The sequence below is a fragment of the Lentilitoribacter sp. JB5-8 genome, assembly GCF_055693385.1.
In genome coordinates this window covers 1,609,972-1,623,082 of record NZ_CM146332.1, presented here as the reverse complement: position 1 = coordinate 1,623,082, position 13,111 = coordinate 1,609,972, and the positions used below count along the sequence as shown (strand labels likewise).

Genomic DNA, 13,111 nt, shown 5'->3' with positions numbered 1-13,111 from the left:
CCGGATCACACGGGGATTTTAATATATGGTGAATGTGAATAGCATTCGTGCGGCTAATGACGCGCGTTTGAAAATGGAATCCGTTGCCAAACAATTTGATGAACGTGAGCTGGCGGGCCACGCAAAATTGTTTGCCAAACCGAGATACCGACGATTGGAAAATGCTGAGCCAGTGCTCAAGCGTTCAATTCCAATTCTCATCCTTACATTCTTAATCTTCGTTGCGCTTGCGCGATGTATAACCATTTATGAGCACTACGATCGATATTCTGCAAGTTCTCAGCAAGCAACGCAGCTCACGCTGACCGCTATTTCCGCCGTAATAGGGGTAAATCCTGAGCCCACATTAAATGCCAATAAACGCCAGACTGAAGATCAAATTAATCTCGTGCTTGATCAATATGCCATTGATCAAGGACGCATTGTTGCCATTACGGATGCAAAGGGGCGCATTTTTGCCAGCTCCAATATTGGCAGCGGGTTTGTTGGACTTAACCTTTCAACCCTTATTGGTGAAGGTTCTGCCATCCAAATCTTTGGCAAACGCGCAGGCGTTCAACCTGTAACCCTTGGCGAAAACGCATCAACCCATGCCGGTCGAGAAATGTATGCCGCGCTGGCACACATTGAAGGTGGTGCAGGTTCTATTCTCGTCCTCTCCCCTCAATCGCCTGAACTTTTATCATGGTTCCGCAAAACAGTTTCCCTTAATGTCACGCTGTTTATTGCAACCGCTGCAATCTTAATTATGATCCTATATGCGTATTTCTTGCAGGTTGGATATACAAGAGATGCAACAGATATTTATACTGAATCGCAAAGACGCGTAGATATGGCCCTCTCTCGAGGCCGTTGCGGGTTATGGGAATGGGATATGGCTCACAGCCGATTATTCTGGTCCAGTTCAATGTATGAAATGCTTGGATTACCCGCAAAAGACAGTGTGCTCAGCTTTGAAGAAGCAGCAAAACTTATGCATCCTGATGATGGCAACATCTATGTGCTCGCCCGACTTGCTGCGCGTGGTGAAATTCGTGAAATTGACCATGAATTTCGCATGCGTCACGCCAATGGTGACTATGTTTGGCTTCGCGCACGTGCGCAATTGATCGATCGTACAAGTTCAGGCCGCTATCTCGTTGGTATCGCCATGGATGTGAGCGAACAACATCGCCTGCAAAAACGCAAAGCGGAAGCTGATCAACGCCTGTTTGATGCGATTGAATCCACCCGTGAAGCATTTGTTCTTTGGGACAAGCAAGATGGCTTGGTGATCTGGAACGACTATTTCCAAAAAGTCCACAATCTTCCTGACGATGTACTGCAAGCTGGTATGCATCGCGACATTGTAATGGCAGCAGCAAAACGACCAATTGTTGATCGCATTATCCCCGCGATCAGTCCAAACGGTTATACAAAAGCCTTCGAGATAAAGTTAGCAGATGGTAGCTGGCTTCAGATCAGTGAACGCCGGACAAAAGACGGTGGCCTTGTATCAGTTGGTACAGATATTACCGCGCTTAAATTGAACCAGGATCGTTTACGCGATTCAGAAAAACGCTTGATGGCTACAATTGGTGATTTATCAAAATCGCAAAAAGCACTGGAAGACAAAGCAGAACAGCTCAGCAAGCTTAATATTGATTATCAGCTTGAGAAAGAGCGTGCGCAAGCGGCGAATAAATCCAAATCTGAATTTCTCGCAAATATGTCTCACGAACTTCGTACACCACTCAATGCTGTGATTGGCTTCTCTGAGATCATCAAAAACCGTATGTTTGGTCCATTAGGTTCAGAAAAATACGAGGAATATAACAACGATATTCATTCCAGCGGCAAACATTTGCTGGGCCTGATCAATGACATCTTGGATATGTCCAAGATCGAGGCTGGACAGATGAAAATTGAACGTGAAGACATCACCTTTGATCCTATCATAGATGAGGCTGTTCGTTTGATCGCAACCCAAGCTGAGAAAAAGTCTATCGAGGTCAATGCGCAAATTGAGAAAGATCTCCAGCTCTGGGCAGACCGCAGAGCCATGAAACAAGTCATGCTCAACCTACTTTCAAATGCTGTGAAATTCACCGATGATGAGGGTATGATCTTCGTCAGAGCGAAACAGATTGGCGAGAATATTACCGTATCGGTTCGCGATACTGGCATTGGCATCCCCCGTCATGCGCTTGCAAAAATTGGCCAGCCATTTGAACAAGTACAAAATCAATTCTCCAAGAGTAAAGATGGCTCAGGATTAGGACTTGCGATTTCTCGTTCACTCACAAAATTACACGGTGGTGCGATGCGCATTAGTTCTGAGGAAGGCATCGGTACAATCGTTTCCATTCGCGTACCAATTGCAGCAACACTTGATGAATATGATGAAGAAGATGCAATTATTGAAGATACACAAACCGTGTCAGAAATACATGCTGCGGAGTAGATATATTTAGCATCGCAAAAGAAACGCCTCCCAAACCTTTAACGCCCCCATGATTGAAATGGGGGCGTCTTTTTTAGAATTTGCAATAATTAGCGGCGCAAGCCTTTGCGTTTGCCTCGCATCTTGCGGATCTCTTCTTCAGATAGTGTCCCATCTGAATTCAAATCCAAAACCGCGAATTGCTTGTCCATGCGATCTTGAAGTTCTGCAACAGTAACAGAACCATCACCATTCACATCAAGGCGCTTCATCATGGCCTCTTCGCGACGGCGCTTACGTTCGGCTTCCATAGCAGCGGCAATTTCCTCTGTAGTTAGAATACCGTCACCATCTTTGTCGGCGGCAATCATTTTACCCATACTGACGGCAGCAAACTCTTCCATCGAGATTGTACCCGACTTATCAGTGTCAATTCGCTCGATATTAACGCCGCGCTTTCCCTTGCCTTTGCGTTTTTTATCATCGGCAAATGCTGATCCAGTTGTCGCCAGTCCAACACCAATCATGGTCAATGTTGTAACCGAAACCAACGTCATTTTTTTCATACTCATGTTATGCTCCTTTTCGCATATATGGACGTCGCCCCACATTGCGTGAAGTGGTCAATTGGATCTGAAAAATGTATCCAATTTACCTATGGTATGATCGAACCAGCCCCCAACAATTATGTTGTGGCCGATCATGCTATGCGTCCTTTTATGTAGGACGCACAACCTCGTTAAATATCTTGCGAATGCGTTTTGATGTAACATCAATTTCCGTCTGCAAAATATTCATATCTGGCAAGTTAACACTTCGCAGGATCACATCCTGAAACCCGCTTGGTACCTCGTCCAGATCAAATTCTCCTTCAATACATAGCTTGATCATTTGTGACAGCTCTGTCCAGAGTTTTAACGCTGAAGCTAGCTCATCACTCGTTTCTAAATCCAATTGCGGCATCGCTAATACTTCAAGTAGATACGAAGTGCTTGTTTCAAATGTTAAGGGTTGCCAACCTTTTGATCGTTCTCTCAATGACAAATATTGCACGATAAATTCAATATCGATTAACCCACCGGGTATGAGTTTAAAGTCCCAGGCATTTTGAGGTGGTTTTTCCTGATCGATCAGCTTGCGCATTTTGGTGACCTCTTTCACCAACTTTGCATGATCTCGCTTAGATGACAGTACGGCGCTAATTTCAGCATGAACTTTATCTATTAGCGCTGCGTCACCGGCAACGCAACGCGCTCGCGAAAGCGCCATATGTTCCCAAACCCAGGCTTCTTCTCTTTGGTATTTTGAAAAAGCTTTTAAAGACGTCGCAACTGGACCTTTATTCCCTGAGGGACGCAAACGGAGATCAACTTCGTATAAAACGCCTTCTGCTGTCGGTGATGATAAAGCAGCGATCAATCGCTGCGTTAGTCGCGCATAATATCGAACCGGATCAAGAGCACGCTGCCCTTCAACAACCTCAGATTCCATCACATCAGCGTCATGGTCATATATCAAAATCATATCGACATCTGAACCGGCGGTCATCTCGCGGGAGGCTATTTTTCCCATACCCAAAATGGCAATCTTTCCACCGGGGATCGTCCCATGCTTGCTTGCTACCTCTTCTTCAACAGCGCGCAATGCCTGACAGATCATGAGATCCGCGAGATCAGAAAGAGCGACAGCTGCACGCATGCCAGTAATTGCACCGCGAAGAAGACGTATCCCGATCAGAAATTTTTGTTCTGCTGCGAAAATTCGTAGTCGATCCAGCACGATTTCATAATAATCAGCGCCTTCCAAAAAGAGCTCTAAACGTGTTTCTAAATAGTGCCGGGTGGGCAGCTCAGACAATGCTGCCGGATCAAGCATCCCATCAAAAATATGCGGACGATGGGCAATAATGTCAGCCAGGCGGGGCGCGCATGTCATGATCGTTTGCAACATCGTCAAAAGGCTTTGATTATTATTTAACAGTGAAAACAGCTGAATGCCGGCGGGCAAACCTGATAAAAACGCATCGAACTTAAGCAAAGCTTCGTCTGGCTGTTTTGCTGCCCCGAAGTTTTTTAAAAGTTTCGGACCAAGTTCTGTGAGTTGTTCACGCGCCTTTTCGCTTTGAGTTGCCCGATAACGCCCGCGATGCCAGTTTCTGACAATTCGTACTATGTCAGAGGGGCGTTTATATCCAAATTTGCTCAGTGTGTTTAACGTGTCCGGATCATCATCTTCACTTGTGAAGGACAGATTGCCCGCTTCATCGCTCAAACCTGCTTCCTTTTCAAACAAATCAGCATAGCCAGTTTCCACAACACTGAGATGAGTGAGCAGATTTTTGCCAAAGGCTTTGGTGGATTTATCACCCATCATGAGGGCAATAACTTTCAAGTCTTCCTCATCTTCTGGCAATTGGTGCAATTGTTGATCTGCCACCATTTGGATACGATGCTCAAGATCTCGCAAATACCAATAGCTCTTTAATAGCTTTTGCGCTGTTGCATCATCGAGCCATTGCGCTTGCACCAATTTTGCCATTGCATCGTCTGTTCTGCGTGCGCGCAAATCCGGGTTTCGGCCACCTGCAATGAGTTGTTGTGTTTGCACAAAAAACTCGATCTCGCGAATACCACCACGCCCCAGTTTAACGTTGTGTCCCTGTACGGTAATGTCACCTAAACCGCGATGGGCATGGATCTGACGTTTGATTGAATGGACATCGGCAATGGCTGCAAAATCAAGATATTTTCTGAATATAAATGGCTGTAGCTCTGCCAAAAAGCGTTCTCCAGCCTCAATATCTCCTGCAACCGGGGATGCTTTAATATAAGCAGCGCGCTCCCAGTTCTGTCCGCGACTTTCATAGTAATGCATCGCAGCTTCGATTGGAAAAGCCAGTGGCGTAGAACCCGGATCAGGGCGCAAGCGTAAATCGGTTCGAAATACATATCCATCACGCGTGTAGTGCTGCATGATGTGGATTAGCCTGCGCGCCATTTTCGCAAACACATCTGTTGCCTCGCCACGATCTTCAACAATCCCAGCGTCCGCTTCAAAGAACACAACAATATCGATATCGGATGAATAGTTTAACTCGCCAGCGCCAAGTTTCCCCATGCCAAGCACAATTAAGCCGCTATCTTTGCTGGGAGCATTTGTATCCTTCAATACAACCTTGCCCCGTTCATGCGCCTCAATCAGCAAATGATCAAAGCTTGCCGCAATTGTTGCCGAAGCCAAATCACTTAAATATTGCGTGGTGTCTTTTGCACTTGTAATTTTCGCCAGATCAAAAAGCGCTAGGGATAACGAGGCCTGCTGTTTGGCCTGACGTAACTCACGCATTACATCTGCCTCAGAATTTGGGGCACCGTTATCATCAAGCCAGGCGTTTGATGCCCGGGCCATAATATTTTTCATTTGCTGATCGATATCATCTGACAATGCATATGCCAGCATATGGGGGTTGGCATTCACAATGCCATTGAGATACGGGCTCAACGACAGAGCGGCGGTCAAAAACGTGAAGCAAGCCGTATCTTTGTCTAAAACATCAGCTAATGTTTCGCAGTCTTTCCTGGCAACCAACAGCATGTCCGCAACATCTTTTGCTGCTTTTTTATCACGCGGCAGGATGGGTGATCGATCAAGATCGCTTAATTTTTGCAAATCAGTAATGTCAAATCCCCCTCTCCTATCTCTTTATCATAACTCTAGGTTTTCTTGGGAAATTTTAAATCCACTGTCAGACCAGGAAATTCTGTTTTCGTATTATCCGTTGTTGACAAGACCAGCTCTCCTGAATGCATTCTAATCACCGCATCGACGAGTGATAATCCCAATCCGGTTCCTGGTTTATTGCGGCTTTTATCCAAACGTACAAAGCGCTTTGTCACCTCATCGAACATTGTATCAGGTATACCTGGGCCGTTATCAGCAACGGTGAGAATGATCTTTTTATCTTCAGCCTTTAACCGCACCCAAATACATGCGCCATCGCGATGATTATCTTCATCGGAGGCATATTTGATGGCATTGTCGATCAAATTACTCAATGTTTGCCCAATGAGTTCACGATTGCCATTGATTTTAATATTGGGGTCAATATCAGCAATCATTTTAACACCCACATCTTCAGCCACAGGCTCATAAAGCTCGGCTGCATCCAGAGCTACAGCTGATAAATCAAGGTCACTGAGTTTCGCAGCGGCAGACCCAGCTTCAACGCGAGAGATCATCAAAAGAGCAGAAAAAATGCGTATTAGCTGATCAGATTCGGAAATCATATCCTCAAGCGCTGCACGATAATCATTTGCTGTTGCTTTCGAGGCAAGCGTAGATTCAGCGCGATTACGCAGCCGGGTTAAAGGCGTTTTTAAATCATGGGCGATGTTATCTGAAACTTGACGCAAGCCTTCATTGAGCTGTTCAATGCGCCCCAACATCGTATTCAAAGATGTCGACATACGATCAAATTCATCCCCCGACCCCATAACGGGTAGCCGTTGGGACAAATCTCCCGCCATGATTTTTTCACTGGCAACGGACATGCGATCAATCCGTTTGAGTGCTGAACGACCAACAAAAAACCAGATCGCGAGCGCTCCAATACCCATAATTGCGAGTGCAGTCATCAAAGCGCGCTCAATCAAATTGTTAAAGCGATCCGGCTCAGCCAGATCGCGCCCTACGAGCAGTTTAAAGCCATTTGGCAACTGCATAACATGCGCAAGCGCTGTATATTCAGCATCGAAATCCCCGAAACGTTTATACTTAAACGGGATATCGATATCGCCGTTTTGATCAAAAATACCCGGCTGAATTTCAGAGACATTGCCAGCGAATATTTCACCATTTGGGGATGCAATAATATATAAATTGGAACCGGGTTGGCGAGAACGGCGCTCGATTTGACGCACCAAGCCGTTGACACCGCTTCGGCGATAAGTGCTGTTTATTGTGCGGACCTCACGCTCAATGGCGCGCTCTGTTTGGCCACGAAGTGCTTTTTCAGATTGGGAACTGACATAAAACAACAGAACAGTTGCTGATACCACAAACAGCAAAAGATATAAGAGCGACAACCTAACTGCTGTCGTTTTCAGCATGGCTTTTAAACGGGCCATAAGCGTATTACTCCGAAGCCTTCAAAATATAGCCGGCCCCACGAATGGTGTGCAAAAGCGATCCCTCAAAGCCTTTTTCAATCTTTGATCTTAATCGCGAAATATGCACATCAATCACATTGGTCTGTGGATCAAAATGATAATCCCAAACATTTTCCAACAGCATTGTACGCGTAACAACCTGACCCGCATTATTCATGAGATATTCTAACAGTGAGTATTCGCGCGGCTGCAGATTGATGATTTGCCCACCACGGCGCACTTCGTGGCTTAAGCGATCTAGCTCAAGATCACCCACGCGATAAACAGTTTCTGTATCGCGGGTACCTTTGCGGCGACCTAAAATTTCAACACGCGCTAAAAGTTCGGAAAAAGCATATGGTTTGGTGAGGTAATCATCACCACCAGCACGCAACCCAGTCACGCGGTCATCGACCTGGCCGAGAGCTGATAAGATTAAAACAGGAGTTTCATTTCCCTGATCTCTGAGGGAAGAAATGATGGATAAACCGTCGCGCTTTGGCAGCATACGATCAACAACCATGACATCGTAAGAATTTTCTGTTGCCAGGAAATAGCCGCTATCACCATCACTTGCATGATCGACTGTTAATCCAGCCTCACGAAATGCTTTGGTAAGGTAGGCTGCAGTTTCCAAATCGTCTTCAATAATAAGAATCTTCATGACTTCAACTTTTAAAAGATTTCTGTCCTATTGAACAGACTTCACTACTTTTTGCGCCGTATGCCGCCTGTTCTATCAACAAAAAACGAAGCGGCGGTTTCAATTACGCTGACAACCACCGCTTCTAAAAAGAGCCACACATCGGGGGCGACATGATGACACGTGACTCTTAAGGCAATCCTGAAAACGCTTTTGCACGTTAGGCAAATTGGGAGGAGAGCGCGCCTTCAGGAATTAAGGTATCAGCCAGCAAACGTTTGCCTGCTGGCTAATTGTTCTTAACCTTGGTCAATCGGCAACGCGATAAAGCTATTTTGGTTTTCGCGTTGAATTTGGAACAAGGCAGCTTTACGGCCATCTTTTGCAGCTTTGTCGATAACTTGCGCGACATCTGCTGCGGATTTCACATCGCTGTTGTTCACTGCAACGATCACATCACCTGCACGCATGCCGCGCTCTTCAGCGATGGAGCCATTGTCAACTTCAGCAACGACCAGACCTGGCCCTTCTGAATTTGGTTCAACAGCAATTCCCAAGCCATCGACAAATGCCGGTTTAACTTCTTCTTCCGGAATGTCTTGTGATGGTGTGTTGGCAGCAAGAGCCTGTTCAACTGGAAGCGTTCCCAATTTAACATTAATTGTTTCTGCTTTTCCTGCACGCCAGACAGTCAATTCAACATCAGTATCTGGATCGAAAGCACCAATTTTCTTAGCCAAGTCACGTGCATCTTCAACGGTTTCGCCATTAACTGCGGTGATGACATCACCCGCTTCGATACCCGCTTTCGCGGCGGGTGTATCTGTTTCAGAATTAGAAACAAGCGCACCTTGTGGTTCTGCAAGACCTAAAGATTCGGCAATATCAGCACTGACTGGCTGAATGCGTACACCAAGCCAACCACGTGCAACCGCACCACTTTCAATCAAGTCATCAACTACAGAGCGAACCGTTGTTGCAGGGATCGCAAAGGCAATACCCACGTTACCACCTGATGGTGAGAAGATGGCTGTGTTCACACCAATCACTTCACCATTTAGGTTAAATGTCGGACCACCTGAGTTCCCGCGGTTAACAGCAGCGTCCACTTGGATGAAATCATCGTAAGGACCTGCACCGATATCGCGACCACGAGCTGATACGATACCTGCTGTCACTGTGCCACCCAAACCAAACGGGTTACCAACAGCAACGACCCAATCGCCAACACGAATTTGTTTGTCATCAGCAAGTGCCACATAAGTGAACTTGTCGGTTGGCTCAACTTTCAACACAGCCAAATCAGTACGCTGATCGCGCCCGATAAGCTTTGCATCATGCTCAACACCATCTTTTGTGATAACTGTGAATGCAGAACCGTCACCTACCACATGGCTATTTGTGACAACAAAACCATCTTCTGAAATGAAGAAGCCTGAACCTTGGCTAACTGGGCGCAAACGACGACGCTCATCACCATTGCCACGGCGGTTATCGCGGTCCGCACGATCTTGACGATCTTCTTGACCACCAAATTCTCTAAAGAAACGCTTTAGTGGGTGATCATCGGGTAGATCACCAAATCCTCTGCCACCGAAATCAAAATTAAAGCGGCTATCATTGTTTGAGACAGGTGTAACTTCGCGCTGAACTCGCACAGACACAACGGCAGGGGAAACCGCGTCAACGACATCAGCAAAACTAGGTGCCTGCGGAGCTTCTACACGAACCGCTTCAGCATAGGCTGCATTATTTTGTACCGGCAACCCTGTGACAAGCATTGTGGCTGCAAGACCAGCTGCTGCTGTTGTCGTCAAAAGTGCTTTCGGCGATAATTTCAAGATTTTTGGCATTCTTTATTCCTCATATTCAATTTATCGACTGGAGATCGATTGATGAGGTGAATGTAAGAAATGCGATATTACAAAACCATTGCAGGCAAATTAAACTTTGGTAATGTTCAGGCCATATTGCAAACACAAATGATGCATCACTACTTATCAAGCAATTGTTTTAGCTTGTCTTTTTCATCTGAACTTAGCGGAGCACTCACTTTTTCGTGATCAGGATTTCGTAATTTTACGAAGGCTAAAATCGCACCGATCAACAAAAACAAAGCAGGTGCGATCCACAAAAACAGGTTCTTTGCCGTAAAGCTTGGTTTGAGCAGAACAAAATCACCGTAGCGGGAGACCACATAATCTATGACCTCTTTGTTAGTGTCACCTTCTACCAGACGGTTACGTACTAACACGCGCAGATCCCTTGCAAGATCAGCATCTGAATCATCGATCGACTGATTTTGGCAAACAAGACATCTTAGATCAGCTGAGATAACACGCGCACGCTCTTCAAGAGCTTTATCTTCTAAAATCTCATCTGGATTAACCGCAATTGCCGGTGCGGAAAGTACGAAAAAGCAAAGCGCAATGAGACTGGTCATGACTTTTTTCATGCACGAGCTCCTTCGGTGATAACTTTCGTTTTTTTCGCAGCTGGTGCGCCAACGCGTAAGCGCCGATCACTTAACGAAATTATCGCACCCAACACCATAAAGATCGTACCATACCATATAAATGTTACCCACGATTTGTACCAAATTCGAACAACCAAACCACCATTGGCTTGCGGGTCACCCAAGGATACATAAAGCTGGGAAGCTCCATAGGTCACAATTCCAGCCTCAGTTGTTGGCATCTGTCTGGCAGGATAAAAGCGCTTTTCACTTGTGGTTTTACCAACCACATTACCGGCTTCCATAATCGTGAAATGACCAATCTGGACCTGGTAATTTGGCCCTTGCGTATTTTCAATACCCTCAAAAATTATGGTCTTGCCGCCTGCTTCCACCTGATCTTTTGGCTGCATAGCAACGATATCTTCCGATGAAAATGCACTCACAGCCACAATTCCAATGACTGTTACACCCACACCAAAATGCGCAAGTGCTGTTCCGTAGATTGACCTTGGCAAGCCTTTTAAACGTCCGAAACTTTTTGACAACGACATTCGTCCAAGCCCGGCACGCATCCAAAGTTCGGCAAGCGAGCCAATCATCAAATATATGCCGATGCCGATGCCAACCGCAGCTAAGATCGGCGCACCTGTTTGGACATATATGACGATCAACGCAACTGCAAAGCCGCCAAGTATGGCCACATAAAGACGCTGCATGGCACCAAGCAAATCGCCACGCTTCCAAGATAGTAGCGGACCGATAGGAATAGCGAGAAGTAGCGGCACCATTAAGGGACCGAAAGTCAGATTAAAAAATGGTGCGCCAACTGAGATTTTTTCCTCAGATATAACTTCCAAAAATAGCGGATATAAAGTGCCGACAAAAACCGTCATTGTGGCAGTCGTTAAAAACAAATTGTTGAGTACCAATGCACCTTCGCGAGAAATTGGTGCAAATATTCCACCTGCCCGTAGCGAGGAAGCGCGGAACGCAAATAAGGTGAGCGCGCCGCCGATAAAGACGCATAGGATCATCAGTATAAACACGCCGCGTGTGGGGTCAGTTGCAAAGGCGTGCACTGATGTTAGCACACCTGATCGAACCAAAAATGTGCCTAAAAGTGAGAGCGAAAATGCCATAATGGCCAAAAGCACAGTCCAAATTTTAAGTGCTTCACGCTTTTCCATGACCAATGCAGAGTGCAGTAATGCGGTGCCTAACAGCCAAGGCATAAAGGATGCATTTTCAACTGGATCCCAGAACCACCAGCCACCCCAGCCAAGTTCGTAATAGGCCCAATAAGATCCCATTGAAATCCCCGCAGTTAGGAACATCCATGCTGTTAATGTCCAGGGACGCACCCAACGTGCCCAAGCCGCATCGATCTTTCCTTCAATCAGTGCAGCAATCGCGAACGAGAAGCTGATCGAAAACCCGACATAGCCGAGATATAAAAGCGGTGGATGAATAGCGAGACCAATATCTTGCAAAATCGGGTTCAAATCCTGCCCTTCAAATGGCGCAGGTGATATCCGAATAAACGGATTTGAGGTAAAGATGATAAACAGTAAAAACGCGACCAGTATCCATCCTTGAACACCAATAACATTGGCTTTAAGCGTGGGCGGCAAATTGTTGCCAAACACAGCAACAAGTGCGCCAAAAAAGGCAAGGATCAAAATCCAAAGCAGCATGGAACCTTCATGATTGCCCCAAACGCCGGTGAATTTGTACAATGTTGGTTTGAGTGAATGCGAATTTTCAAAGACGTTCAAAACAGAGAAATCAGATGTGAGATAAGCTTGGGTAAGCGCTGCAAAGGATAACAACACTAAGGCAAAACAGGTAATAGCCGCCATGGGTGCAACGTTCATTAAACGATGATCTGAACGAGCTGCTCCAACCATCGGCAAAATTGACTGCATGACAGCTGTTGCAAGCGCTAATATGAGCGCAAAGTGACCAAGTTCCGTGCTCATACTAACTCCTAATTTGTAATGGGTTCGCCATCTTTCCAAACACCACGTTCTTTCAAACTGTCGGCGATTTCTTTGGGCATGTAGTTTTCATCATGTTTTGCCAAAACGCTGTCAGCGACAAATGGGCCGCCCATGACATTAAAGGCGCCTTCGGTAATCACGCCCTGCCCTTCACGAAACAGATCTGGCAGAATACCGTCATAATTTACAACGACCGTTTGCTCATTATCCGTAATGGTGAAGCTGACCTTTGTACCTTGTCCACGAACGATGGAATCATATTCAACCAGTCCACCCAATCTTATGCGTGTTTCAGGTTTTACAGCTTTTTCAATAACATCCGTCGGTGAATGAAAATATGTAATTTCGCTTGATAATGCGAACATGACCAACAATACGGCGGAGAGCAAAAAGCTCATACCAACTCCGATTATTGTAAATCTCTTTTGCTTTCTTGTCATG

At 45.9% G+C, this 13,111-nt stretch carries 9 protein-coding genes; 1 reads left to right on the top strand and 8 read right to left on the bottom strand.

The window, feature by feature from the left end; all coding sequences use genetic code 11:
• The first annotated feature begins 25 nt into the window (after positions 1-25).
• Positions 26-2,443 (top strand): PAS domain-containing sensor histidine kinase, encoded by a 2,418-nt coding sequence (locus ACZ1GZ_RS07745; RefSeq protein WP_472667931.1) that lies wholly within the window; start codon positions 26-28, stop codon positions 2,441-2,443.
• Positions 2,444-2,532: 89 nt separating this feature from the next.
• On the opposite strand, the gene ACZ1GZ_RS07740 is transcribed toward ACZ1GZ_RS07745, so the two are convergent.
• The 8 genes from ACZ1GZ_RS07740 to ccmE form a co-directional block, all read right to left on the bottom strand.
• A complete protein-coding gene (locus ACZ1GZ_RS07740; RefSeq protein ID WP_472667930.1) occupies positions 2,533-2,994 on the bottom strand; it encodes an EF-hand domain-containing protein in 462 nt (153 codons plus the stop codon).
• Positions 2,995-3,139: 145 nt separating this feature from the next.
• Positions 3,140-6,091 carry a bifunctional [glutamine synthetase] adenylyltransferase/[glutamine synthetase]-adenylyl-L-tyrosine phosphorylase gene (locus ACZ1GZ_RS07735; protein WP_472667929.1) on the bottom strand — a complete coding sequence of 984 codons (2,952 nt, stop codon included), beginning with the start codon at positions 6,089-6,091 and terminating at the stop codon, positions 3,140-3,142.
• Between the two features lie 44 nt (positions 6,092-6,135).
• Entirely contained in the window at positions 6,136-7,548 is a 1,413-nt protein-coding gene (locus ACZ1GZ_RS07730; RefSeq protein ID WP_472667928.1) for a sensor histidine kinase, read from the bottom strand.
• A gap of 7 nt (positions 7,549-7,555) precedes the next feature.
• Positions 7,556-8,233, bottom strand: a complete 678-nt coding sequence (locus ACZ1GZ_RS07725) for a response regulator transcription factor (RefSeq protein ID WP_472667927.1) — start codon at positions 8,231-8,233, stop codon at positions 7,556-7,558.
• Between the two features lie 278 nt (positions 8,234-8,511).
• Positions 8,512-10,065 carry a Do family serine endopeptidase gene (locus ACZ1GZ_RS07720; RefSeq protein WP_472667926.1) on the bottom strand — a complete coding sequence of 518 codons (1,554 nt, stop codon included), beginning with the start codon at positions 10,063-10,065 and terminating at the stop codon, positions 8,512-8,514.
• Positions 10,066-10,205: 140 nt separating this feature from the next.
• Positions 10,206-10,667 carry a cytochrome c-type biogenesis protein gene (locus tag ACZ1GZ_RS07715; protein ID WP_472667925.1) on the bottom strand — a complete coding sequence of 154 codons (462 nt, stop codon included), beginning with the start codon at positions 10,665-10,667 and terminating at the stop codon, positions 10,206-10,208.
• On the bottom strand, positions 10,664-12,649 hold the full coding sequence (locus ACZ1GZ_RS07710; protein ID WP_472667924.1) for a heme lyase CcmF/NrfE family subunit: 1,986 nt from the start codon (positions 12,647-12,649) through the stop codon (positions 10,664-10,666). Before ACZ1GZ_RS07710 ends, ACZ1GZ_RS07715 begins: the two co-directional genes overlap by 4 nt.
• An 8-nt stretch (positions 12,650-12,657) precedes the next feature.
• The gene (gene ccmE / locus ACZ1GZ_RS07705) at positions 12,658-13,110 is read right to left on the bottom strand and encodes a cytochrome c maturation protein CcmE (protein ID WP_472667923.1); all 453 of its coding nucleotides are present in this window, start codon (positions 13,108-13,110) and stop codon (positions 12,658-12,660) included.
• Between the last annotated feature and the right edge of the window lies 1 nt (position 13,111).

Bases quoted from the DNA above. Each gene is read 5' to 3' on its own strand.
- ACZ1GZ_RS07745 (WP_472667931.1), top strand. From the start codon at position 26: ATGGTGAATGTGAATAGCATTCGTGCGGCTAATGACGCGCGTTTGAAA.
- ACZ1GZ_RS07740 (WP_472667930.1), bottom strand. From the start codon at position 2,994: ATGAGTATGAAAAAAATGACGTTGGTTTCGGTTACAACATTGACCATG.
- ACZ1GZ_RS07730 (WP_472667928.1), bottom strand. From the start codon at position 7,548: ATGGCCCGTTTAAAAGCCATGCTGAAAACGACAGCAGTTAGGTTGTCG.
- ACZ1GZ_RS07725 (WP_472667927.1), bottom strand. From the start codon at position 8,233: ATGAAGATTCTTATTATTGAAGACGATTTGGAAACTGCAGCCTACCTT.
- ACZ1GZ_RS07720 (WP_472667926.1), bottom strand. From the start codon at position 10,065: ATGCCAAAAATCTTGAAATTATCGCCGAAAGCACTTTTGACGACAACA.
- ACZ1GZ_RS07715 (WP_472667925.1), bottom strand. From the start codon at position 10,667: ATGAAAAAAGTCATGACCAGTCTCATTGCGCTTTGCTTTTTCGTACTT.
- ACZ1GZ_RS07710 (WP_472667924.1), bottom strand. From the start codon at position 12,649: ATGAGCACGGAACTTGGTCACTTTGCGCTCATATTAGCGCTTGCAACA.
- ccmE (WP_472667923.1), bottom strand. From the start codon at position 13,110: ATGACAAGAAAGCAAAAGAGATTTACAATAATCGGAGTTGGTATGAGC.